Source organism: Paenibacillus sp. FSL L8-0333 (assembly GCF_037965665.1).
Lineage (GTDB): Bacteria > Bacillota > Bacilli > Paenibacillales > Paenibacillaceae > Paenibacillus_AQ > Paenibacillus_AQ odorifer.
In genome coordinates, this window is the sequence record NZ_CP150186.1 from 4,530,154 (window position 1) to 4,554,236 (window position 24,083).

22 protein-coding genes are annotated in these 24,083 nt (G+C 45.2%); 4 read left to right on the forward strand and 18 right to left on the reverse strand.

The annotated features are described in order from the left end of the window. Window positions 1–991 precede the first annotated feature (991 nt). The 14 genes from NYE72_RS20285 to NYE72_RS20350 form a co-directional block, all read right to left on the reverse strand. Window positions 992–2,539, reverse strand: a complete 1,548-nt coding sequence (locus NYE72_RS20285) for an MDR family MFS transporter (protein ID WP_339210352.1) — start codon at window positions 2,537–2,539, stop codon at window positions 992–994. A gap of 40 nt (window positions 2,540–2,579) precedes the next feature. After that, window positions 2,580–3,251 (reverse strand): hypothetical protein, encoded by a 672-nt coding sequence (locus NYE72_RS20290; RefSeq protein ID WP_036685751.1) that lies wholly within the window; start codon window positions 3,249–3,251, stop codon window positions 2,580–2,582. Beyond that, on the reverse strand, window positions 3,244–3,930 hold the full coding sequence (locus NYE72_RS20295) for a hypothetical protein (protein ID WP_076100121.1): 687 nt from the start codon (window positions 3,928–3,930) through the stop codon (window positions 3,244–3,246). The genes NYE72_RS20290 and NYE72_RS20295 overlap by 8 nt, the downstream gene beginning before the upstream one ends. A 12-nt stretch (window positions 3,931–3,942) precedes the next feature. Continuing rightward, window positions 3,943–4,587: a YhbD family protein gene (locus tag NYE72_RS20300; protein WP_076100120.1), complete on the reverse strand. Its 645-nt coding sequence runs from the start codon at window positions 4,585–4,587 to the stop codon at window positions 3,943–3,945. 271 nt (window positions 4,588–4,858) lie between these two features. After that, window positions 4,859–6,706, reverse strand: coding sequence for a fibronectin type III domain-containing protein (locus NYE72_RS20305; protein ID WP_339210354.1), 1,848 nt, complete (start codon window positions 6,704–6,706; stop codon window positions 4,859–4,861). A gap of 324 nt (window positions 6,707–7,030) precedes the next feature. Next, window positions 7,031–7,639 (reverse strand): 50S ribosomal protein L25, encoded by a 609-nt coding sequence (locus tag NYE72_RS20310; protein ID WP_051491406.1) that lies wholly within the window; start codon window positions 7,637–7,639, stop codon window positions 7,031–7,033. 210 nt (window positions 7,640–7,849) lie between these two features. After that, complete coding sequence (locus NYE72_RS20315; protein WP_036685744.1) at window positions 7,850–8,815, reverse strand: oligopeptide/dipeptide ABC transporter ATP-binding protein; 966 nt, start codon at window positions 8,813–8,815, stop codon at window positions 7,850–7,852. Beyond that, complete coding sequence (locus tag NYE72_RS20320; protein ID WP_036685742.1) at window positions 8,808–9,791, reverse strand: ABC transporter ATP-binding protein; 984 nt, start codon at window positions 9,789–9,791, stop codon at window positions 8,808–8,810. The genes NYE72_RS20315 and NYE72_RS20320 overlap by 8 nt, the downstream gene beginning before the upstream one ends. Window positions 9,792–9,802: 11 nt before the next feature. Then, window positions 9,803–10,726 carry an oligopeptide ABC transporter permease gene (opp4C, locus tag NYE72_RS20325; protein ID WP_036685740.1) on the reverse strand — a complete coding sequence of 308 codons (924 nt, stop codon included), beginning with the start codon at window positions 10,724–10,726 and terminating at the stop codon, window positions 9,803–9,805. Window positions 10,727–10,742: 16 nt separating this feature from the next. After that, entirely contained in the window at window positions 10,743–11,696 is a 954-nt protein-coding gene (locus NYE72_RS20330; RefSeq protein WP_036685739.1) for an ABC transporter permease, read from the reverse strand. A 64-nt stretch (window positions 11,697–11,760) separates the two neighbouring features. After that, window positions 11,761–13,509 (reverse strand): ABC transporter substrate-binding protein, encoded by a 1,749-nt coding sequence (locus NYE72_RS20335; protein ID WP_076148359.1) that lies wholly within the window; start codon window positions 13,507–13,509, stop codon window positions 11,761–11,763. 234 nt (window positions 13,510–13,743) lie between these two features. Next, window positions 13,744–14,646, reverse strand: a complete 903-nt coding sequence (locus NYE72_RS20340; protein ID WP_339210356.1) for a winged helix-turn-helix domain-containing protein — start codon at window positions 14,644–14,646, stop codon at window positions 13,744–13,746. A gap of 1,477 nt (window positions 14,647–16,123) precedes the next feature. After that, window positions 16,124–17,050, reverse strand: coding sequence for an IS3 family transposase (locus tag NYE72_RS20345; protein WP_143766613.1), 927 nt, complete (start codon window positions 17,048–17,050; stop codon window positions 16,124–16,126). Next, window positions 16,999–17,316 (reverse strand): transposase, encoded by a 318-nt coding sequence (locus tag NYE72_RS20350; protein WP_036683594.1) that lies wholly within the window; start codon window positions 17,314–17,316, stop codon window positions 16,999–17,001. Before NYE72_RS20350 ends, NYE72_RS20345 begins: the two co-directional genes overlap by 52 nt. A 759-nt stretch (window positions 17,317–18,075) precedes the next feature. Between NYE72_RS20350 and NYE72_RS20355 the strand changes: the two genes are divergently transcribed. Together NYE72_RS20355 and NYE72_RS20360 are read left to right on the forward strand one after the other, a co-directional pair. After that, a complete protein-coding gene (locus tag NYE72_RS20355) occupies window positions 18,076–18,369 on the forward strand; it encodes a GNAT family N-acetyltransferase (protein ID WP_038572385.1) in 294 nt (97 codons plus the stop codon). A gap of 82 nt (window positions 18,370–18,451) precedes the next feature. Then, window positions 18,452–19,297: a GNAT family N-acetyltransferase gene (locus tag NYE72_RS20360; RefSeq protein WP_038572386.1), complete on the forward strand. Its 846-nt coding sequence runs from the start codon at window positions 18,452–18,454 to the stop codon at window positions 19,295–19,297. Window positions 19,298–19,394: 97 nt separating this feature from the next. On the opposite strand, the gene NYE72_RS20365 is transcribed toward NYE72_RS20360, so the two are convergent. The 4 genes from NYE72_RS20365 to NYE72_RS20380 all read right to left on the reverse strand — a co-directional run bounded on the left by NYE72_RS20365 (window position 19,395) and on the right by NYE72_RS20380 (window position 22,069). After that, window positions 19,395–20,150 (reverse strand): hypothetical protein, encoded by a 756-nt coding sequence (locus NYE72_RS20365; protein WP_179087737.1) that lies wholly within the window; start codon window positions 20,148–20,150, stop codon window positions 19,395–19,397. Window positions 20,151–20,163: 13 nt separating this feature from the next. Then, the gene (locus tag NYE72_RS20370; RefSeq protein ID WP_076104467.1) at window positions 20,164–20,616 is read right to left on the reverse strand and encodes a flavodoxin; all 453 of its coding nucleotides are present in this window, start codon (window positions 20,614–20,616) and stop codon (window positions 20,164–20,166) included. A gap of 171 nt (window positions 20,617–20,787) precedes the next feature. Next, on the reverse strand, window positions 20,788–21,153 hold the full coding sequence (locus tag NYE72_RS20375; protein WP_076104466.1) for a VOC family protein: 366 nt from the start codon (window positions 21,151–21,153) through the stop codon (window positions 20,788–20,790). Between the two features lie 85 nt (window positions 21,154–21,238). Then, window positions 21,239–22,069: a helix-turn-helix domain-containing protein gene (locus tag NYE72_RS20380; protein WP_076223077.1), complete on the reverse strand. Its 831-nt coding sequence runs from the start codon at window positions 22,067–22,069 to the stop codon at window positions 21,239–21,241. Window positions 22,070–22,300: 231 nt separating this feature from the next. Here NYE72_RS20380 and NYE72_RS20385 point away from each other — a divergent pair, with 231 nt between their 5' ends. Both NYE72_RS20385 and NYE72_RS20390 read left to right on the forward strand, forming a co-directional pair. Beyond that, the gene (locus NYE72_RS20385) at window positions 22,301–23,164 is read left to right on the forward strand and encodes a class I SAM-dependent methyltransferase (RefSeq protein WP_036685718.1); all 864 of its coding nucleotides are present in this window, start codon (window positions 22,301–22,303) and stop codon (window positions 23,162–23,164) included. A gap of 3 nt (window positions 23,165–23,167) precedes the next feature. After that, the gene (locus NYE72_RS20390; protein WP_076223075.1) at window positions 23,168–23,914 is read left to right on the forward strand and encodes an RluA family pseudouridine synthase; all 747 of its coding nucleotides are present in this window, start codon (window positions 23,168–23,170) and stop codon (window positions 23,912–23,914) included. The last annotated feature ends 169 nt before the right edge of the window (window positions 23,915–24,083 follow it).

A 24,083-nucleotide genomic window follows, 5' to 3' on the forward strand; every position in this document is an offset into this window, starting at 1 on the left:
ACTACGGCAAAGTAGCTAAAAAATCAGCAATAGCGACTATACGGTCCGCAACACTCCATCCATCATTCTTAGGCGCACTTCTATCGAGATCACATTTGCTCCTGCTATCGGACTCATTCTTGGATTCATCGCATTCCCTCATGCCGTCGGACCCAGATGCACTTATTTCCCGAATTCAGCGCTTTTCCTCGTGTTATCGGACTCAGGTGCAGCTATCCACACAAATATAGTCCAAATACGAGCATATGCATGCCGATAAGAGCTATACAGTCCGAAACTACGGCAAAGTAGCTCAAAAATCAGCAATAGTGACTATACGGTCCGCAACACTCCACGCATCATTTTTTGGCACACTTCTATCTAGAATCCATCACATTTTCTTGTACTATCGGACTCATTCTAGAATCCACCGCATTCCCTCATGCTAACGGACCCAAATGCACTTATTTCCGGGATTCAGCGTTTTTCCTCGTGCTATCGGACTCAGGTGCAGCTATTCACACAAATATAGTCCAAATATGAGCAAATTCATGCCCATAAGAACAATACAGTCCGAAACTACCGCAAAGTAGCTTAAAAATCAGCAATAGCGACTATACGGTCCGCAACACACTTCATGCAGCGAAATCAGGCACACTTCTATCGAGAATTCATCGCATTCACTCATACAGTCTGACTCATTCTTGGATCCACCGCATTCCCTCCTGCTATCGGACTCATTCTTGGATTCATCGCATTCCCTCATGCCGTCGGATCCAGATGCACTTATTTCCAGGATTCATCGCATTTACTCAACCTTCGAACTCATCTCCCTTACTTCGAGGGTTCATGCTCATTTGTACTCCCAACCACACATAAAAAAGCAGCCTCTCAAATGAGAAGCTGCTCCATCACTTTACAACCATAGTTTGTTTACACCAATCACTGCATTCCGTATAATACGCACTAATTTCCGCTCATTATTCGAATGCCCAACGTCTTCCGCCACAGCCTAATGCCCGGGCGTCTGAACTTCCCCCTCCGCGGAGGCATCCATTTTCTGACGCCCCATAAAAAAGGAAGCCAGCAAAGCTAATGCAGCTGGAATAACCGCCCAAGCGAAGGTGTTCGCAATGGAAGAGGAAAGTCCCTCTGTAATTTTGCTCAAAATTTCCGGTGGAATGAGTGCTCTAGTCTCAGGCGACAGCAGGGAATGCGGATCTTTAAAATCCATAACCCCAGCAGCCCCCGCAGGAGCAGCTCCTCCTCCATTTGCTGTGAGCAACTTAGTTAGACTGCCCGAGAAATAATGGCTTTGAATAATGCCAAATGTGGTAATTCCGATGGTCATGCCAAGCGAACGAATGAAATTCAGTGTTGCGCTGGCGGAGCCGCGTTGCTGCGCTGTCAGACCATGAATAGCTGCTGTGCTTAACACAGAAAAGGAAGCGCCGATGCCCAATCCGATTAAAATCATGTACAAGGTAACCAAGAGACGTGAAGCTTCCGGAGTAAGCGTTGCTACCAGTCCTGTGCCGATCACCAAAAGTACAAACGTAGGTATCAGCAGATTGCGGTAACTGGTTTTTGCCATCAGGAATCCTCCCGTTGTGGCGGTAATTACTGAGCCGACCATCATCGGCAGCAGGACAAGTCCTGAATTGGTAGCCGAACCCCCCAATACACCTTGAATAAAAATAGGAATGTATACGGAGGCCACAATAAATGCAGCACCGCTAAATAGCGCACACAAAATGCTGACGGCGTACAGTCTTTTTTTGAATAAAGCAAAGGAAATGATCGGCTCTTTCGCTCTCGTCTCTACAAAAAGGAACACTGCCGCCAATATAGCAAAAGCTGCAAATAAGCCGAGGATCATCGATGAGCCCCAAGCGTACTCTTTTCCACCCAGCTCCAACGCAAACATTAAGCAGATGACAGAGCCCAGCAGTGTGCCCGCACCCAGCCAATCAATAGGTTGTTTAGAATGCTCGTGTGATTCTTTATAAAAGAATACGACCATCACAAAAGCCAACAGTCCAAGCGGCAAGTTAATATAAAATATCCACTGCCAAGCAATATGATCGGTGATATACGCGCCTAGCAATGGACCAAAAATACTTGATAATCCAAACACCGCACCAAATGCACCGCCCAGCTTGCCCCGTGTCTCCAGTGGTACGGCGTCGAACATTATGGCAAAAGCAATCGGCACTAGCGCGCCGCCTCCAATTCCCTGAACCGCCCGATAAGCAGCCAACTGAGTAATTGTATCTGCCGTCCCGCAAAGCGCCGAACCTGCCATAAATACAATAATCCCAAAAATAAAAAACTTTTTACGCCCATACATATCAGACAGCTTGCCAAAGATAGGCATCCCCGCCATCTCAGCTACGAGATAAGCTGATGTTACCCAGACAAATTTGTCCATACCGCCTAGTTCCCCAACAATATTGCCCATTGCTGTAGCAACGATGGTGCTGTCCATGGAGGCCATCAGTATTCCTAACAGCAGACCTGCGATAACAATGCCCAGATTGGGCGCTTTGGCAGCACTCATTTGTTCCACTCCCCATTGTCAAAAGATCTATAACTATGTGTTACAACTTCACTTGATGCCTCACTATTGCATTCTTGTGAATCTCCAAATCACTACGGTATTCCACAGTATCAATCTCACAGTCCACACCGATGATTACCCGATCTCCTCTGACAATATTTGCTTTTGTATTATTCAGCTCTATCGTATCGCCTTCAATGAGCCCAGCCTCAAAAAGCACTTTAGGATTCTGCTTCATCAAATGCAGGAATTTTCCGGTCTTGCTTTTTTTGATCGTTAAAGCACTGCCTCCAACCTCTTTCGCTCTACTTATTCCATATAAATTGATCTCCAGTTGCTCCGCACTTAGCAGTCCTGCCACATTGAGAGCGCCCGAAATACGCAGATGTTCACCTTCACAATCACCATTGACCTCCAAATTACCATTAAGATGAATATCGTCGATTTTTACGGAGGTTGCTTTAATTTCACCCTGACCCCGCAAGGAATCCCCTTCAAGATTACCCAAAAGTGTCATCTCACCGGTTATTTTCATTTTGGTCATTAGCAGGTTTCCATCTACTCTGGCATTTCCAGTCAGGCTCAGCTTCTCACAATCTACATCACCTGCAAAATGACCTTCCCCAGTAACTTTAATGTCCCGAAAGAAGCCTCCCGCTGAGGTCGTTGTGCCTATTATTTTCAAATTACTCCGAGTTGTTTCTTCACTCACCGATCTTCTCCACCTTTCCAACCTTTGCTTCTGGATGTACTGTGATCTGATCACGATACTCTATCCGTTCGATAGTACAGCCTGGCCCTACAATCACAATATTGCCCCTGATAACATCCGCTATTGTATACTCTAAATCAATAAAATCTCCTTCAATAGTCCGAGCCCGCAGCTCCGATCTTAATTTAGGGATGATTCCACTTAACATTTTGCTCCAGACTCCACTATTCGTTTGCCGGATCACTAGACTCTCCACACCAATTTCATGCGCCTTTCCCTGCCCTTGCAGTTTGAAGTCTACATGTCCTGCACTAAGTAAACCTCCGACACTAAAGCTTCCTTCCCCCGCAAAATCCTCAAGCTCACAATCACCCTTGATATTCAGCATTCCATGAAGAGTGCAACTTTCTCCCCGAAAGCTCTCACCGACAGTAATCATTCCATCCACCTTTAGGGAGTTAAAACGCAAATGTCCCAGCACTTTCATCGTCCCATTGCATTCCGCTTCTTCCGCCGAGAGATCATTCTTCAAATTCATATGCCCATTTCCTTTAAAAATTCGCGTCACGATGGGTCCCGTTACTTTGCCTACACCATCGATTTTCACACTGTTATAAGTACCTCCTGCCCCCCCGCTGACTCCGTTTATAATCAGATCCGGCAGCTGTCGTTTGTCCATTACAGGAACCCCCTATTCAACAAGCTTAAAAGCAAGCTTACCTTTCAATTGTTCTATTACATCTGCACTGAGTATTTTACTGACCAGCTTTACCCCTTCATCGAACCATAACTCCGCTGGTGCCTGAGCCAGAATAAAGGATGACACCCCCATTTTGCGGATAAAAAACAACTCCCAGCTGTCACTCTCAAGATTGGAGGCTTTATTCATTAAGGTTCGAAACAGGAGCTCTGCTTCCTCCATATTCATCTCCCCTGCACTAAGCAGGCGGTCTACAGCCAATAAATAAGTGAGCTGATCGAAGCTATATCCATTCTTGACACCAAGCCTCTCTCCAAATTTCCCCAGTGTCACTGACGAAACAATGTTACGTTCTATAATTTCCGCAGCAGATACACTTACTCTGTCAAAAGAAGCCTTATCTGATAGCTTATCAGCCATTTCATCCAAAGAAAGTCCATCTTTCATATTCACAATATTATCGATACGGGACAAGATCATGTCTTTTGGAAAAAAAGTCTCCTGTCCAGTAAACGTAGATTTACGGATAAACCATTCCTCTGGAATCAACTGCTTCCGCTTCCAGCGGTACAATTGCCCATAGGATATACCGGTTAATTCTAATAGCTGCTTCTTCGAGATCAAATCCTCTTCCATGCTTATCACTCCTTGAAGCCATCGTAACACAACACTGTTACGTTGTAAAACCAATAAAATAAACTCACCTCATACCTACCTACGCTAGTGACCATCGAGTCCTAACGTCTCCCCCAAAGATTTTAAAGCATACCTTAAGAGCAGACCTCCGTCTTGAGAAGGATTTAACGGTTATTCACTATTTTTCCCACAAAAAAAGACTGCCCCCGCCGCTTATAAATGGCAGCATGGAACAGCCTTCTCTTAGAATGATTTTTACGAACTGCTAATCTTACTGAACAAAAGTATAATGTGCTGAATCATATTGCGGGCCGGATTTCTCATAAGTGAACCAGTACTCAATACTGCTGCCAGCGCTTAATCCACTCACCGTCTGCTTCCATGTTCCTGAGTTATTAGTCATCCGGTAATTAAGCTGGGAACCACCGCTAATCTTGTAATGTACATCTACATAAAGAGCACTGGTTACAGGTGTAATATAGATACTCGCCTCTGTAGCAGAAAGTCTCGTTACCCCTGCTGTAAAGTCAGCCGTCACATGATCACCGCCACCGCTGCCTCCAGTGGAATTAGTAGTAACTGTTGCGGTATTACTAGCGGAGGATAAATTACCTGCTGCATCCGTAGCTTTTACTGTAAACGTATAGGCTGTGCTTGGAGTAAGTCCACTAACAGTAGCTGTAGTTCCCCCCACAGTGGACACCTGCTGTGTTCCGCGATAAACAATATAACCTGTAACGCCAACATTATCGGTAGAAGCGGACCAGGTTAAGCTAACTCCTGTATCCGTCTTACTGGTTACCGTTAGATTAGCGGGAGCGGTTGGCGCGGCTGCATCCCCAGTATTACCACCACCCGTCAAATATTGACCTGTGAATGGATTAAACCGGTGCAGGGACATTATTAACCAGCCTGTGCTGGAAACACAGTTTTGCTGCGCCATCACCCAATAACTGTTGCTGGACCCTTTCAGCGAGTAGGGAATACCCCCGAGCGAAGCACCGCTTGTGCCTTGTTTTTTAATAATCTCTGTATTAATGGCGTCTGCCTTTGAGGCATTGCCTTGCAGATAATAAGCGAGTGACATGAATGCGCTTCCTTCAAACCATACGTCAGCACCCGTATTGCCAATTTGATTTCCGTTATCGTCATACGCCGGCAATACTTCGTCTGTCCAGTCAAAATCGTATCCGGTGAGCGTATTCCCAGCATCATTGTAAGTAAGCGTCTGCTTGTAACGCGGATTTGCTAGTGTTCCCGGGGTGCCGGAGGCATTTTCCACATAGGTTAAGCTTGCGCCGTAGTTATGGGCCCCGGATACGCCTAAAGCTAACACTCCCCAAGGGTTCACGTCTAAAGGTATTTTGGGGTCGATCAGATTTGTATCGTTTTTCCAGCCCCCCTTGAAACGTTTGACAGTGTCATCCCACACATAATTATCCAGGAAGGTTTTGACTCCAGAAGCCGCACTGTTATAAGTGGCTCCCTTTGAGGAATCCACCGAAGCATAATACTGCAATACCCGGTAAATATCGATATTGTGCTCGGTTGAGCTCCAAGGCTCATCGGAATTACTCCAACCACTCCATCCCCCTGCGATACTGCCATTAGCCTTTTTATACTGTAAACTCCAATCTAGTGCTTTGAGCGCCATTGGACGATACCGTGAATCATTATATTGCTTCTCATAAGCCATAGCAGCCATTGCCATCCATACAACGGGTCCCACATGTTTACGGATTTCTTCTCCGAAGCCGTTGTTATACCAATAAGAATTCAGCCAGAAGCCTGATGGATCTTGAATGTCCCGCATTTTGTTCAAAACCTGCTCTGCCCGCGTCCGTTCACCCTTTACAATAAAGGCGATAGCTGCAACCGCTTGATCATATGTGTATACAATCTGTTTGGGGTTGTTTGGTCCCCAGAAATCTTCAAAGCTATCGACCAGTCCCTCAAAAGCATACCCCGCTGTTGCATCCTGCTGGGCCTTCAGCCAGATTAAAGCACGATTTGAAGCGTCACTTGCAGCATCTGCATTCGCTTTACCACCAAAGAGTAGAGCTACCCCAAGCACCAGCAAACTTGTCATTAAGATCGAAAACAGCTTCCTCATCTTCATAACTTTCCTCCTCTTAATCATGATGAACTAGGCAATGAGAGTTCTTTGAAGCATAAAAACTAAAGCGTTTTCAAACAGCAACAACAGGGACTTTTGAATATTTCACCATGGTAATTGTCCTCATTTTCAGGCTTAGAAACCCGTTCGTCAACGATTTTATGTAAATTTTTAACTAAATGAGGCGAAACAACCAAAATTTCCATTTGAGAAACCATACGAAAGACCAGCATCTTTTTTATGAATTCATATTTATGAAGGCAAAACAAAAAGAGCAGACAGCTCCTTTATAAGGATTCTATCTGCTCTTTACTATTTATCTCTATACTATTCTGCTTTATCTTCGCCAGCAGTTTCAGCTGCAGCGGGTTCAGCAGTATCTTCTTCTGTTGGCTCTTGCGCTGCTGGAGGTGAAATACGGACAATCAAAGTGTCCTCAGGCGTCAATACTTCCCAGCCTTCATGCTTCGGCAAATCAGATACCAGCAATTGATCACCAATATCTAGTCCACTGATATCCACTTCAAAGGATGCAGCTATTTTATCTGGAAGTGTGCGAATATCCAGCTCATGCAATTCAATTTGTTGCACGCCGCCGCTCTTCACACCTACTGGTTCACCTGTAAAGTGGAACGCTACTTTTGTATCCAATTTGGCCTTCATATCAATCTGCTGAAAATCAATGTGCAGCAGTTGTTTAGAGATTGGCTGACGTTGGATTTCTTGAATAACCACGTTCTTTTTGCCCGAGTCTGGCAATTCCAAAGTAAGAACAGCCCGTGGGTTGCTGGCTAAAATACCTGAAATTGTCTTAGCATCCGCTGTAAAGGACTGGCTATCTGAACCTGCACCGTACACGACTACCGGTACAAAGCCTTTTCTGCGCTGTGAAGAAGTCGAGCCGGATCTTTCTGTCAAACGTACTGTTGTATTCACGATGATTCCTCCTAAGTAGGGATTTTATACTAGACCGATTAGATATGTACGCCTAACCTAACCACTCTCTAATTACCCCATTGACCTGGCTTTGAAACCTCTCAAGACTTTTGAGCCTAGGTAAAAATAAGGTCAAATTGTATTATTATACAATTCAACATTAATTATTCATGACTTAGGAGTAAATCATTACTATATTTGTGACAACTATTAAACTAAATGACAAGCTACAAAATGGTTACTGCCAACATCACGAAATACCGGGATTTCAGATCTGCAAACCTCTTGCGCAAAGGGACAACGGGTATGGAATTTACAGCCAGAAGGCGGGTTTACCGGACTCGGAATATCTCCCTTAAGTACAATTCTTTCCCTTTTCAGCTTTGGAATAGGAATCGGAACAGCCGACAGCAGCGCTTTGGTATACGGGTGGAGCGGATTCTTAAACAGTTCATCTCTTGAAGCCGTCTCCATCATAGAGCCCAGATACATGACACCGATTCTTGAACACAAATGCTCCACAACACTCAGGTCATGGGAGATAAACAAATACGTTAACCCTCGACTCTGCTGGAGCTTACTAAATAAATTAATAATCTGTGCTTGGATGGAAACATCCAGTGCTGAAACTGGTTCGTCTGCAATGATCAGCTCAGGATTCAAAACAAGCGCACGGGCGATCCCGATCCGCTGCCGCTGCCCCCCGGAGAATTCATGCGGAAAGCGATCAATATGATAAGAAGATAAACCGCAAGCTGCTAGCGCTTCAAGCACCAGATCTCGCACCTCGGACCTTGAGCATAAACCATGATCCAGTAAAGCTTCACCAATGGCATCTCCTATACGAACCCGTGGGTTAAGAGAGCTATAAGGATCTTGAAAGATCAACTGCATTTGGGGTCTAATATTGCGCAATTCAGCGGGAGACAGGGAGTGAATGTCTATCCCTTTGAATTTGATCTCACCTGCCGTTTTATCCGTTAGCCGTAAAATCGTCCGTCCGACTGTACTTTTGCCGCTCCCAGATTCCCCTACAAGCCCAAACGTCTCCCCAGGTTGAAGGGTAATGCTAATATCGTCAACAGCCTTTACATGCCCAACGGTTCGGTTAAGGAGCCCCTTAGTAACAGGGAAATATTTCTTTAAATGATTGACCTCAAGCAGTGCCTCAGGCATGAACAACCGCCTCCTCATACAACCAGCAAGCTACCTTTTGTCTGCTGGCCACCTCTTTAAGCCGGGGCTGCTGGCTGACACATACAGGCATGCAATGCTCACAGCGGTCATGAAAATAACAAGAGGGCACCAGCTCAAGTGGATTTGGCACTTGACCTGGTATGGAATACAGCTCATCCTGTCGCTGATTGATTACCGGCTTCGATTTGAGCAGCCCTTTTGTATAGGGATGTTTGGGGTTGTTGAACAATTCAACAACCTCCCCCTCCTCCACAATCTTTCCGGAATACATAACAATCACATAATCGGCCATCTCTGCCACTACACCAAGATCATGGGTGATTAGTAGAATGGACATGCCCGAGCTATCTTTAATTTCACGCAGCATATCCAGAATTTGCGCTTGAATCGTTACATCCAGCGCCGTAGTCGGTTCATCAGCAATCAATAGCTTTGGACTGCAGGCAATGGCAATAGCAATCATAATCCGCTGCAGCATACCTCCACTTAATTCATGCGGGTAACTATCAGCAATTTGCTCTGGTCGTGATATGCCTACCTGCTTAATCAGTTCAATCGCCCGGATACGCGCCTGTTTCTTGTTCATCTTCAAATGTACAATCAGCGGCTCCATGATTTGCTCACCGATCTTGATTACAGGATTAAGGGAGGACATGGGCTCCTGGAAGATCATCGCGATTTCATTCCCGCGGATGGTTCGCAGTGTGTTTTTGTCCATTTTCAACAAATCCTCACCCTGAAAATCAATTTTCCCTTGGGCTACCTTGCCCCCGGGTTCCTCAACAAGCCCCATGATGGACATCGCGGTCACGCTTTTGCCGCAGCCCGATTCTCCAACGATACATACCGTCTCTCCCTCGCGAACACGGAAGCTTACATCATCAACGGCTTTCACTTTTCCTTCTTCCGTGAAGAAGTATGTACTTAGACCGTCTATATTCATTAAATCACTCATCTGAGGGTCACCTACCTCTTCTGTTTAGGATCAAGCACGTCCCGGAGTCCGTCTCCAAAGATATTGATCGCGATCACTGTCGCAAAAATCGATAACCCTGGTGGAATCCACAGCCACGGCCGATCCTGAAAGTCGATCATATTATTCGCAGCATCAATCATATTGCCCCAGGTTGGAGTTGGCGGCATAACACCTAGCCCAAAAAAGCTAAGAACCGATTCACTCAATATAGCGCCACCGATGTTAAGGGTAGCCATAACGATCAGCAACGGAACGATATTCGGCAGCAAATGATTAAATAATTTACGCCGATCACGGAGGCCTAATACTACCGCCGCCTGCATAAACTCACGTTCTCGCAGACTAAGCATTTGACCCCGTACCATACGTGCCATACCCGGCCAGCTCACAATACTAAGCATCAGCATAACGATATACATCCGATAATCCGTTGGAATCTTCCACTCCGATAATAACGCACCAAAAATAAAGAGCAGTGGCAGACTCGGGACCGTCAATAAAAGATCCGCAATCCGCATAATGATTTGATCGGCAATACCGCGGTAATACCCAGCAATAGCCCCCAAAAGAGCACCGATAAACACCGAAAGAACCATTGATGCTAGTCCTACGGTCAGTGAAATGCGCCCCGCCTGCATTACCCGGGTCAGAATATCTCTGCCCAATGCATCAGTGCCCAGCCAATGCTTCATATTGGGTGCCTTGTTCATCATAGCCATATTAATTTTGTTATCCGTATAAGGTGAGAACAGCGGACCAATAAAACAAAGCGCAAACATAAAGATCACCACCACAAATCCGGATACCGCCAGCTTGTTCTTCAGCAACCTCCGCATGGATTGCCGGAATAAAGAGGATTTTCCTTTGGTGGTCTGCGGCTTCGCGATCCCAGCTACATTACTTTGAACTGCCACGTCAGCTTCCTCCTCTCTATAGCCGAACTCTAGGATCGGCAATCCGGTACAAAACATCCGAAAGCAACGTTCCTATGACGGTAAGTATGGCAATAAACATCGTAAAGCCCATCAGCAAAGGATAATCCCTTAGTCCGAAGGACTGCATATACAGTTGGCCAATCCCAGGCCAATTGAATATTTTCTCAATAATAAGTGATCCGCCAAATAGTGCTGGAAGCTCAAAACCAACCAGTGTAATTGCGGGCAGCAAGGCATTACGTAAGGCGTGTGTAAAGAGCACCTTGCGTTCTTTTAGGCCTTTGGCGCGTGCCGTACGGATATAATCCTGTTTTAAGACATCAATCATATTGCTGCGGAAATAACGGGTGAGCGAACCTAATCCCAGAAGGGTCATAACTACAACCGGAAGGGTCATATGCATTACGATCTCCTTAAAGTAAGCCAAACCCGTAGCATTACTACCCGTGGTGATTATTCCACCTGGAGGCAGCCACTTGAGATCGACGGCCAGGATTTTGATCAGGAATAAGCCTATAAAAAATGACGGCAGCGACATTGCTGCAAATATAGCGATCATCACTAGTGTATCGAACCAGGAATATTGCTTATAGGCAGAGATGACGCCAATAATGACCGCAATCACCCACGTTAGAAACGTAGATACGGCAGCCAGCAAAAAGGAATTCCAAATATAATCATTAAAAAGCTGCAGCACAGGCTTTTGTTGGGCTAAGGAATACCCGAAATCACCATGCAGCGCATTCTTCATCCAGATCCCATACCGTTCAAGCACAGGCTTGTTTAAGCCGTAGATTTCACGAAGCTCAGCTTTGCGTTCAGCGGTCAATTTAATATTTCCGGTTATGAAATCACCGGGAGTTGAAGCATACAGACAGAAGATCAATAATGATGCCGCAAATAAGATGATGACCATGTACAACAGTCTTTTCGATAAATAAGCGCTCATGACAGACTCCTTATGATTCGTCCCCTGCCCTTGAATCCAGTCAGGGCAGGGGACACTGGTTTATTTATTTCAGGCTCCAAGTTGGCAGACTGCCAGCAAGACCGATGAACGGGCTGACCGATAGATTCTCAATACGTCCGTTATAGGCGTATACCGTCTTTTTGTAACTTGTGAAAATAATAGGCAGTTCATCATTGAAAAGCTGATACAGCTCTTTATATACCGCTTTGCGTGCCTCAATATCAGTAGTGGCCAAGGCTTTGTTGTACAGCTCCAGGAATTTCGGATTGTCATAATCCGTGATTTCTCCATCGAAGAATTGCATGAACCCGTCAGACGGATCAGTCAACATGCTTGTGGAGAAGGATACGAGATCGTAGTCCCCACCTTCTACTTTCGATACCAGTGAGTTAAAGTCTGCGAAAACCTCAGGCTGGAATTCGATACCCAGCGCTTCAAAATTCTCTTTAGCTACAGCGATGAAAATGTCTGTGTTTTTACTCTTCGAACCGAGGTAATGGATGGACAGCGGTTTGCCATCTTTTTCACGGATCCCCCCCGCGCCTACCGTCCAGCCAGCTTCATCGAGCAATTGTTTTGCTTTTTCCGGATCATATTTGTAAGGATTAATACCTTCCTCAGTGTAAGACCAGGAAATCGGCGATGCCGGGATGTTGGCAATAGAACCTGCACCTTGTGCTGCATCCACATAAATACTCTGACGATCCAAACCGTACACAATAGCTTGACGTACAAGCTTATCCTTGAGCTGCTCATGCTTGAGGTTAACTTGCAAGTAACCATAGGTACTTGGAGTGTAAGGAATAATATTCACAAAACCGAGTGCTTTCAGCTTCTCGATATTCTCGTCTGTCGCACTAAAGGAAGCGTAGTCCACTTCACCAGTTTCTACGAACTGCCATACGTCGCCTTCCGTAGTTTTGTAGATGAAATGCTCCGTCTTTGGTTTACCTTTGAAATAATTCTCATTCGCTACAAAACGCACTTCTTGACCTGGAATAAATTTCTCCAGCTTGTAAGGTCCATCGCCAAGTGGCTTCTCATGCAGCTTTTTAATGTATTCAAGATTTCCAATTTTATAGTCCTTGCCATAGTAAGCTTTCGACAGTACATTCGAGCCGAGCTGTACCAGCGCCGTTGCGTTTGGTTGCTCAAGGGTTGCTGAGATCGTCTGTGGATCAATTACTTTAATGCCCTCAACTGTAGGGGATGTACCTTCCTTATAGGCTTTGCCGCCTTTAACATTTAGCGATGGAAGCTGGGAGCTACCGTCATACGATTTGTCGTATTGGATCGTCCATGTAAATGCCACATCATCCGCTGTTAACGGTGAACCGTCGCTGAATTTCAAATCTTTTCTCAAGTGGAACGTGTATGTAAGCTGATCATCTGAAACATCCCAGCTCTCCGCAAGCTCCGGCGTTGGAACGCCTTTGTCATCAACAGTTACGAGAGAAGCGTATAGCAGTGAAGAGACATTGCCATCATAACCACTTTGTTGAAAATAAGGAGTGAACGCTCCGCTTGGGTCCGTAAGCCCGACGATAATGGTATCTGTACGTTTCTGGGCCACCGCTGGAAGTTTGGATAAATCCGTGGCAGTAAAAGGTTCGCTTAGAGCACCCGCAGGAACAATCTCTGGTGCAGTGGTTGCTTCCACATTGGTTGAATTAGTCCCTGCAGCCGCATTGTTTGCGGATGAGGATTCGTTATTACTGTTGTTAGCGCAAGCAGAAAGTAACAGTGACCCCGTAAGCAGTAATGAAGTGATTACAATCGCATTTTTTCTCATGTACCTATCTCCCTTTTCTCTCTGAATAGAATAATAACTATAATTCCTACCCGTTAAGTATGAATAACATCTGATGTTCATTATAGAAAGGTTTTCGAGTTCTGTAAAGAGAGAACTTCAAAAAAATTCTCCATAAACAGAATTAGGCGATAATTAAAACAAATAAAAAAGCCAAAACCCCTCTCTGCATAAGAGAAGCCCTGGCTTTCAGACGGTTATTTTTTTTCAAAATCATTATTTCAAATACTCGAATAGCTGCTCATTCATCCGATGAATACCTTCAAGACGCAGACTGTATCCGGTGACATTCTCTCCTTCAATATAGGCATGAAGCAAACCTGCACAACGAAGATTAAAAATATGATCATGCACAATCCCCTTCGAGATCCCCGCATGCTTAACAATTTCGGTAAACGTCTTACGGCCATCACTAAGGGCTTGGAGGATTTTTAGCCGGCTTTTTTCACTCAGACTACGGATCGCTCTGTACATAAAAGGGGAGATTTCCTCATTCTCCATCGATATCCACGCCGCATAATGGCAGATCGTTAATTCCCCATAGCAATAGATAATATTAGCAGGCTGAAAATGATACTGTGGAATCAGTACGAGCTTCTTAAGCCCATCCGTAGGCATGAAGTAAAATCCGTTGGTCGTCTTGTTCACGAAATCGGCAGTGTCCAGCTCATTAAGCCCCGTGTTCTTCGAGTCCGCATGCTGCTGCAGTTTGCTCAAAATCGCAGGATTGCATTGGCTAAAGTACTGGCGGTTCCACTCGGAGAGTAAAAATACTACGCGGTTACGGTAATCCTCCATATGGCTTGGAAATACCTTTACATATTTTGATAAGGTCTCATATAACTCACCAACCGATAACCGTTCAATCCAGTTCAACACACTGTCTACATCATCCTTAAATGGACAACAGTAAATGAGCAGATTCAACATTTTCCACTCATTGTTTAGTTCGGTTTCTTTCAGACGGGATAACAGCTCTTCACTGAGCGTGCTTTCAATTTCATTAGCCCACGCTACCCCTAAATCAATCTTCTTATAGGATTTTTTGCAGAGATAAGTATGTAAGCTGTTCAACAATTCATAAATCGATCCAAATTCAACCTCAACCTTGTATTCCACAATGATTCCTCCTGCTAGCGGTTCTTTTCAGTAGTGAGATATTCTCTTAATCTTATTGTATTATCCTGAGAATACGCAAGCTACTCTATAAACGGGAGTGTATAAAAATTCATTAGCTGCTGTTTCAGCACCGAATTTTCTGCATTGCACGCTGGTTTAGCTGTCATTTCCGCGAGCGTGGGCGCTATCGGACACAGCTGAGCTTGTGCTAATAGCGTCTGCTCGATCCGCTGGCTTCAGCGGGAGATCAGGACTCAGCTCTATCGGACTCAGTTGACCTTGTGCTAATAGCGTCTGCTGGGTCCGCAGGCTTCAGCGGGAGATCAGGACTCAGCTCTATCGGACTCAGTTGACCTTGTGCTAATAGCGTCTGCTGGGTCCGCAGGCTTCAGCGGGAGATCAGGACTCAGCTCTATCGGACTCAGTTGACCTAATTCGCAGTATTATCTCCTTTTCAGCATGCTATCGGACTCCATAGGCACTATGGGCATTAAAAATACCTATTTCGTGCCTATTCCAAAGGAATAGCTGCTCTGGTGTCCGAAAATTTACTCAAACGGCTAAATATGTGCAAATAGCGTCTGCTGGGTCCGAAAGCATCAGTGAGGAATTAGGATTCTGGTCCGTAAGCTTCTGCGGAGAATTAGGATCCTACGCTATCGGACACAGTTGACGTTATTCGCAGTATTATCCCATTTTTTGTGTGCGATCGGACTCCATAGGCTCTATGGGCATTAAAAATGCCTATTTCGCTCCTATTCCAAAGGAATAGCTGCACTGGGGTCCGAAAATTTGCTCAAAAGGCTAAAAATGTGCAAATAGCGTCTGCTGAGTCCGAAAGCATCAGTGGGGAATTAGGACTCTGGTCCGTAAGCTTCTGCTGAGGATTAGTATCCTACGCTATCGGACACAGTTGACGTTATTCGCAGTATTATCCCATTTTTTGTGTGCAATCGGACTCCATAGGCTCTATGGGCATTAAAAATGCCTATTTCGCTCCTATTCCAAAGGAATAGCTGCACTGGGGTCCGAAAATTTGCTCAAAAGGCTAAAAATGTGCTAATAGCGTCTGCTGAGTCCGAAAGCATCAGTGGGGAATTAGGACTCTGGTCCGTAAGCTTCTGCTGAGGATTAGTATCCTACGCTATCGGACACAGTTGACGTTATTCGCAGTATTATCCCATTTTTTGTGAGCAATCGGACTCCATAGGCGCTATTGACACTATAAATGCCTATTTCGAGCCTATTCATAAGGAATAGCTGCACTGGTGTCCGAAACTTTGCTCAAACGGCTAAATATGTGCAGATAGCGTCAGCTGGGTCCGAAAGCATCAGTGGGAAATTAGAACTCTGGTCCGAAAGGTTCTACGGAGGATTAGTATCCTACGCTATCGGACACAGTTGACGTTATTCGCAGTATTATCCCATTTTTTGTGAGCAATCGGACTCCATGGACCTCTGTCAAGAAAGTGGACAGTCACGCAACAGACATTCTAGTCAATTGCTCAGCAAAACGAACTGGAGAAAGATACCCCAGCGCGCCATGCATTCGCTTGCGGTTATAATAAAACTCAATATATTGAAAAAGTGTCTGGTAGGCTTGCTCCTTAGTTTTGAATCGTGGATTACAATAAATGAGCTCCTTTTTCAAAATGCTGTGCCACGACTCGATACAGGCGTTATCATAACAGTTACCTCTGCGGCTCATGCTGGACTCCATGCCATACGCTTTCAACTGCTTCGTGTATTCATGAGAAGTATATTGAGAACCTCTATCGGAGTGATGTAATAGACCCTTTTCCGGTTGTTTAGCTTCGTAAGCATCTTGTAAGGCGCCCGAAATTAAGCTAGTTTCCATATGGTCCTCCAAGCGCCACCCCACGATTTCACGCGTGCAAAGGTCCATCACACTAGCCAGGTACAAGCGCCCTCCCCGGCAAGGAATGTACGTAATGTCGGTAACCCATACTGAATTGGGTTTGAGTATTTTAAATTGCTGGTTCAGCGTATTTGGGGCAATCGGATGGTCATGATTGGAGTCGGTGGTCTGTACGCGATACGTTTTGGAGACAATGGAGCGAAGCTTCATATGTCGCATGTACACACTCACCGTGCGTTCGGTAACGGTATAACCTTCTTGATGCAACAGGCGGGTGATCTTCGGACTCCCATACCGCTTTTGATGGTCTGCAAAATGATACTGAATTCGCTTCATTATCGCAGCCTTACGAAGCATATGCGTACTGTTTTTTTCTGTCCGCCACTTGTAGTACCCGCTCCGTGACACATGTAGGGTCATGCACATCTTCTCCAAGAGAAACTCGGAGCGATGTTTTTCAATAAACTGGAATCTCAGTTCCTTGGTTTGCTGAAGATGTGCACTGCTTTTTTTACGATCGCTAATTCCTCTTCCACATCAGCAATCTTGTTATCTTTTTCTTGAAGTTGACGGCTCATTTCTTTCAACTGTGCCTCGAGTTCCCGTACTCGATCCACGCTAGCTGCCGGTTCATTCTTTAGTTCTCGATACTGGCTCATCCATTGATGCAGGGTACTTTTTGGGATGTTGAGCTCTTCCGCCAAGTCGCCCACTGTCTTTGTTTGCTCTTGAATGAACTGCACTGTCTGTTTTTTAAATTCTTCGTTATACCGTTGTCGATGTTCTCCCATGTGAACACACCTCCGTGGACTCATTATCGCCAGTCTGTTAACTACTGTCCACTTTTTATTCTAGCTTCACCATAGGCGCTATTGACACTATAAATGCCTATTTCGTGCCTATTCATAAGGAATAGCTGCACTGGTGTCCGATAATTTACTCAAACGGCTAAATATGTGCAAATAGCGTCTGCTGGGTCCGAAAGCATCAGTGGGAAATTAGAACTCTGGTCCGAAAGGTTCTACGGAGGATTAGTATCCTACGCTATCGGACACAGTTGACCTTATTCGCAGTATTATCCCCTTTTCAGCATGCTATCGGACTCCATAGGCGCTATTGGCATAAAAAACGCCAATTTAGTGCCTATTCCACAGGAATAGCTGCGCTGGTGTCCGAAAATTTACTTAAAAGGCTAAAAATATGCAAATAGCGTCAGCTGGGTCCGAAAGGTTCTGCGGATAGGAAAACCAAGGGTTACGGGGTTACGGGGTTACGGGGTTACGGGGTTCTGGCATTTCGGGGTTCCGGGGGTTCCGGGGGTTCCCAGTTTTCAGCTTACCAAAACAAATACTCGAGGTTAGTTAACTCTCACTTGCTATATTCTGCTTGGCCAAGTTGCCCACATGAACAAAAAATACAGCGCAGCGATCCACGGGTAACAAGGAAAGCAACATTCAGCCCGAAGAACAATCAATCTGGTTCGCTCCTCGCTTTTTGCAATTAATGGTAGTAAAATATAGGCAATAACTAATTAGGAGTGAAGCCATAAGATGCAAATTCAAAATGAAAACGGACGTTTTTTTGTTGCTAATGACGGTAAGGACCTTGCCGAAATCACATACAGTTTGGATAAAGAAACCGGGGAATTGGTCATTGACCACACTCGTGTCTCCGAAGAACTGCGCGGGCAAGGTACTGGACAAGAGCTTGTACGTGCTGTTGTGGACAAGGCTCGGAATGAGAATTTAAAAATTGTACCCGTGTGCTCCTATGCTGCGCATCAATTTGAGAAGTACCCGGAGTACAAAGACGTGCTGAGCGGGAATACTGGCGGGAGAGCTTAAAACCTGCTCCCGTTTCCGCGAAGCTTTTTTAGTAACTATGCGAACTTATAATAGTTCAAATACACTTTAGGGGGAAACGGGTTTGACGTCTGCCGACACTTTTAAGAATATTGAGGAATTGCAACAACGCTGTGAGCAATATGAAGGAATCTCATTAAAACTGAATTGGGATATGCTCCGCCAGCCATCAAGCGCAGGTGATACGGAATGGCTTGTGACTTATGAGGACGAATTACTGGTCGGTTTCTTGGGACTCTATGGTTTTGGAAGCGATATGGAGGTCTGTGGCATGGTTCGGCCAGGCTACCGTCGACGCGGAATCTTCACCTCTCTGTGGAACCGAGCACAAAACATAATCAAACGCAATAAAGTCTCTACTCTTCTTCTAAATGCACCCGCCGCTTCTTCATCTGGAACTGCTTTCCTGCAAACCTTGCCTCTACAGTTCAATCACGCTGAATATCAAATGAAATGGGATGGCAATTCCATGGTTTCTTCTGATGTTAGCTCAGCAACAGGGACTGTGGTCTTACGGCCAGCTCGTGAAGAAGAGGCACACATTCTGGTCGAACTGGATTGTGGAGGTTTTGATATGAAGACAGAAGATGCTGCCGAGCAGTATGAGTTGCACAAACAGGAAGATATGCAAGAGAATATTATGATCGAGATGGACGGCAGGCCTGTTGGGAAAATGCGAGTGTGGACTGAAGATAATGAATCCTGGATCTATGGATTTACAGTCGACAAAAAGCTACGTGGGCTTGGCATTGGCCGCAGCGCCCTTCTTCAGACCATCGAACGAGAGCGCCAAAATTATAATGGTGTAAATCTGGAGGTCGCACTGGATAATCCCAATGCACTTAAGCTGTATGAGAGCTGCGGCTTTGTCATTCAGAATAAACAGGATTATTACCGATTTATCGGCTAATCCCCCGACCTAACTCTTGAGATTTTAATAAAGCAGTAACAATAAGACCTCCTTACTTGCTGGTGTTCTAACCTGCAGATAAGGAGGTCTATATTTATTATAGTAAATAATTCGCTTCGCCTCTCTCATTTCTACGATCGCTGCAGCTTAAGGAACCGTCAGCTAACACTTCACGCTCAAGAAATACGGATAACAAACGCACATAATCCAGTGACTCCATAAGCGAGATTGCCTCTCCAGCAAAGCAGTATTTACGTCCATCCAGCAGCGAGAAAACTTCCACGGTCTCCGCTGGCTCACCATAAGCATGATGGCAAAAAACATTGGCCATATGCATAAATCCAGTGATGATATCCTCATTGCCATTAACCATAAACTTCTGAATGTTCACGCTCCGGCCACTTTTTGAAGAGTTCCAAGCCAGTTGTGTAATCATCGATAACTCCAAATTCAACGCTGGAACTGGGACATGCCACTGTTCATATAACATCACTGGAATCTCCTGTAGATGATTGCTTGAAACGATACGCATAAGCTCATCAGCTACACTCGTTTTGATATCCCAATATTGCAAAAGGGAGGGAAAAGCATCTCCCCTAGGAGGCCACCGTCGCTCTAACAGAAATTGTATAGGTGTCTCTCTCCGCACTTCCGGCAGCAGACTATAGAAGTCATTAAGCGTATGCCCCACAGCATATTGAACCTGCTGGCGCCAACGTGGGAGACCCGTCGCTTGAGCTCCGCTAGCTAAATTCTCAGTCCCACCCAGCATAATATGCTCCATGCGATAATCGTGCAGCCGTTTATACGGAGGGGTATGTACAGCCCTTGCTTTGTTAAACCAACTTCCCACTGGCCCCCCCATCTTAGGTTACCGCCATACAGGCTTCGATGAATTGACGTCCGAATTGACGGCAGGCTTCTTTTTCTACAGCATTAGGGCCATACTCAATCTTTAGGCTATCTTGCAAAATGACTGCTCCACGCTCCTTTAACTTCTCCTCGATAACATCCACTGCCCCACAATAAATGGCGTAGCCTGTATCCCCACTACCAAAAACTGCTGACTTCATGGCAGTCAAATCAAGTTCATCCATCTCCTCATAGAAATCAAGAGATTCATCCGGCAACTCTCCGTCTCCCCAAGTATATGCCCCTAGCAGAACGCCTTCATATGATTTTATCTCAATCGCATTACATTCAGTGACCGACTTCAAAACAGCCTCACCGCCTGCTTGGCGTATTCCTTCTACAATCAATTCAGCCATTTCTTCAGTGTTGCCAGTTAAACTAGCATATGCCACAAGCACTTTAGCCATAAACTCCTGTTCCTCCCCTACTAACACCTTAAATTTAAATCATATACGCTTCACCTCATTCTATTTGATAATGATTATCATTGTCAATAAATAAAGTTAAAAAAACGCAAACTCCCCGTTATTACACACGGTTGAAGTTTGCGCTCCGTCTCATTTTTCTTAAAAAGAAGCTTAATAAGCACCTTCCAGCAAGGTTATGTGATTCCCATCAGGATCACGAAAATTCATTTCTTTACCGCCATATTCCATCGTAACAGGTGGCTGACAATCCAGTCCCTTAGCTTTCAACTGCTCGTATGTCTCATCAAGATTATCACAGCCGAATACTAAATTAACAAAACCTGTCGTAAGATTTTCCCACTTTGCAGCATCCCAAATAATAATTCCCGGCTGTTTCTTGTCAAAACCAAGCTTTGCCCCGTCGAAATTACCGTAACCTTCGAAAGGCATAGGAATTCCTAGTACCTCCGTATAAAATTTAGCTGACGCCGCAGTATCTTTAGTGTAAATGTTAGTCCCTTCAAAAGACGAAATCATAACTTGTCCCCTCTCATTTTCATAATATGTCTCATTTCTTACATGGGTTTAGTCTAACAAGGTTAACACGCTTTGTATTGCAAAATTACGACATTCTTCGGCCTGCATAGACCAAGGCTTCAAGTGGGGTTCTTCCAGCATATTTTTTGAAATTATTGATAAAATGGGACTGGTGACTGTAACCATACGCGAAAATAAGATCCTGCATATTCTTTGTCTGCCCAGGTAAATGACACATCTCCCGCCATACATTCTGAAACCGCACGAGATCTGCTGTTTTTTTAGGCGATACACCTATATATTCTTGAAAAAGCCGTTCAAGTTGTCGTCTGCTTAAATTAGAACTGGTCTCCAAATCCTCAGCGGTCACAATCCCTTTTTGTTTAACCATAGTATAGACTGCGTTCATCATCCGATCGTTAGTCCGCCCTCCACGCTCAAGACGACGAAGCAGATAGGCTTCAGCGGCTGCAATCCTTTCGTCCATCGAGTTTACTTTCTCCAATAGATGACCAAGCTCTTTTTTAAAAGTGCCAAAATAATGTTCTACATCGACATGTGCATTCAAGACATTCCGCAGATGATCATCTGCAAAAAAATGAACTGCCCAGAAATGAAATCGGATCCCAAAGGTTGTACTCCCCCCTGGTTTTCTGTCTGAAGAGACTTCAAATGGAGTGTCATTGATGCCGGAGAAAAAAGTATTTGTATTGCCTGATACCCTATCCAAATCCCAAATAATATCCATGCAGGTGTCCGGAATTATTGTCTCCGTCTCAGGTTGTTGTATAGACTCCACATCTACAGAACCCCAAAAACAGCGAATAAACGGCTGCAAGGCATGGCTGGGCAGAAACTCACTAGTGTGGTTGGGTTTTGCAGTTATAGGGAAATACAGCGGTGAGAGATTGAACATAGCTTTAGTTCTCCGATCGTAAATAGGGTAAGGACTCTACTATCTGATCATACACAATCAAGTCTTGCAGCACCAGTTGAATAGCCGCATAAGCATGGGAATATTATACACTTCATTAGCATTGGACAAAATAATTGGTGAAGCTGGCTGAGGCGTAATTTGTTTGTAGCAATCAGGTGAAATGTTGTACAATAAAGGCTAAATGAATTTTTTTGAAGGATGGATTAAATCATGTATATAGCGAGCGATTGGAAAGACTATGAAGTAATTGATACAGGCGGTGGAGAAAAGCTCGAACGCTGGGGCGATATTATCTTGCGTCGTCCTGATCCACAGATTATTTGGCCTCTAAATAATGAGACCGCTAAATGGCGTGATGTGCACGGACATTATCACCGTTCCTCCGCTGGTGGCGGACAATGGGAAATGAAAAAAACGATTCCGGACGATTGGAAGATTAGCTATGGTAAATTAAAATTCCACTTACGTCCTACAAACTTCAAGCATACAGGACTATTCCCTGAACAAGCAGCCAACTGGAGCTGGATGATGGACAAGATTGCTGCGGCTAACCGTCCAATCTCAGTGCTGAATCTTTTTGCTTACACAGGTGGAGCTACTGTGGCAGCGGCGAGTGCCGGTGCGTCTGTCGTTCACGTAGATGCAGCCAAAGGTATGGTGCAGTGGGCGAAAGAAAACGTTCAGCTGTCTGGTCTTGGAGAACGTCCAGTCCGCTTTATCACGGATGATGTATTCAAGTTCGTACAACGTGAACAACGCCGCGGAAGTAAATATGATGCGATTATTATGGACCCTCCTTCTTACGGAAGAGGACCTGGTGGAGAAATGTGGAAGCTTGAATCAAGCTTGTACCCTTTCCTTGAGAGCTGTATGGAGATTATGAGCGACAACCCTTTGTTCATGCTCATTAATTCCTACACCACTGGTATTTCTCCAACTGTACTGCGCAACATGTTGTCCATGACCATGGGCAAACGTTATGGCGGAAAGCTTACCTCCGGCGAAATCGGTCTTCCGATCACCTCCTCCGGCATGAACCTGCCATGTGGTATCCTGGGTCGCTGGGAGGCGTAAGCCATGACACAGCATAGTTCCGGCAACAACGAGGCTGTAAGCGGCGGATCGCAACGCTTTGAAGTGTTGTACGAAGACAACCATCTTCTGGGGATTGTAAAACCTGTGAATATTCCTGTTCAGGAGGATGCAACAGGCGATCCTGACCTGCTGAACCTGCTGAAAGAAGATGTGAAGGAACGTTTCAACAAACCCGGCAACGTCTATATAGGTCTGGTCCACCGTTTGGACCGACCGGTTGGGGGAGCAATGATTTTTGCCAAGACTTCCAAAGCGGCTTCAAGACTATCCGAGAGTGTCCGTACTCACGGCTTTCATAAGGTGTATTTAACAGTCGTGCATGGTAAACTGCCAGCCACTCGTGGCCGTCTTACAGATACGCTGCTTAAAGACGCAAAGAGTAACACCGTCACCGTGGTTCGAAAAGGAACTCCCGGCGGCAAGGAAGCAATTCTGGATTACACAGTGCTTGACAGTGCAGAAGGATACAGCCTGCTTAAGATTGATTTACTTACAGGGCGTTCCCACCAAATTCGGGTGCAGCTAAGTTCGATCGGCTGCCCATTATACGGTGATCAGAAGTACGGGGCTTCAGTGAACAAACCGGGGCAACAAATTGCGTTATGGTCAGCACTTGTAGGATTCCCTCACCCTGTTACTAAAGAAGAAGTGGAACTCATCTCTCTGCCCCCACAAACCCATCCTTGGGATCTGTGGCCGCGGGAAACACTACAAAAAGGGCTGTTCTAAAGCAGCCGTTTCTAGGCATTGAAACGATAAAAACGAGGCAGTGATTCTCCGGTTAGTGGAGAATCACTGCCTCGTTTTTGGTTCTGCGTCTGCTACTTGAACAGACTATGGGAAGAGGATCCACGCACGCTGGAGTGTTCTTCCTAGCTCCGCAGGATATGCTTAGTCC

Bases quoted from the DNA above. Each gene is read 5' to 3' on its own strand.
- NYE72_RS20300 (WP_076100120.1), bottom strand. From the start codon at position 4,587: ATGGAAGAGGATTTGATCTCGAAGAAGCAGCTATTAGAATTAACCGGT.
- NYE72_RS20285 (WP_339210352.1), bottom strand. From the start codon at position 2,539: ATGAGTGCTGCCAAAGCGCCCAATCTGGGCATTGTTATCGCAGGTCTG.
- NYE72_RS20380 (WP_076223077.1), bottom strand. From the start codon at position 22,069: ATGTTCAATCTCTCACCGCTGTATTTCCCTATAACTGCAAAACCCAAC.
- NYE72_RS20315 (WP_036685744.1), bottom strand. From the start codon at position 8,815: ATGCCTGAGGCACTGCTTGAGGTCAATCATTTAAAGAAATATTTCCCT.
- NYE72_RS20355 (WP_038572385.1), top strand. From the start codon at position 18,076: ATGCAAATTCAAAATGAAAACGGACGTTTTTTTGTTGCTAATGACGGT.
- NYE72_RS20385 (WP_036685718.1), top strand. From the start codon at position 22,301: ATGTATATAGCGAGCGATTGGAAAGACTATGAAGTAATTGATACAGGC.
- NYE72_RS20320 (WP_036685742.1), bottom strand. From the start codon at position 9,791: ATGAGTGATTTAATGAATATAGACGGTCTAAGTACATACTTCTTCACG.
- NYE72_RS20375 (WP_076104466.1), bottom strand. From the start codon at position 21,153: ATGATTTCGTCTTTTGAAGGGACTAACATTTACACTAAAGATACTGCG.
- NYE72_RS20330 (WP_036685739.1), bottom strand. From the start codon at position 11,696: ATGAGCGCTTATTTATCGAAAAGACTGTTGTACATGGTCATCATCTTA.
- NYE72_RS20390 (WP_076223075.1), top strand. From the start codon at position 23,168: ATGACACAGCATAGTTCCGGCAACAACGAGGCTGTAAGCGGCGGATCG.
- NYE72_RS20295 (WP_076100121.1), bottom strand. From the start codon at position 3,930: ATGGACAAACGACAGCTGCCGGATCTGATTATAAACGGAGTCAGCGGG.
- NYE72_RS20350 (WP_036683594.1), bottom strand. From the start codon at position 17,316: ATGGGAGAACATCGACAACGGTATAACGAAGAATTTAAAAAACAGACA.
- NYE72_RS20305 (WP_339210354.1), bottom strand. From the start codon at position 6,706: ATGAAGATGAGGAAGCTGTTTTCGATCTTAATGACAAGTTTGCTGGTG.
- NYE72_RS20370 (WP_076104467.1), bottom strand. From the start codon at position 20,616: ATGGCTAAAGTGCTTGTGGCATATGCTAGTTTAACTGGCAACACTGAA.
- NYE72_RS20335 (WP_076148359.1), bottom strand. From the start codon at position 13,509: ATGAGAAAAAATGCGATTGTAATCACTTCATTACTGCTTACGGGGTCA.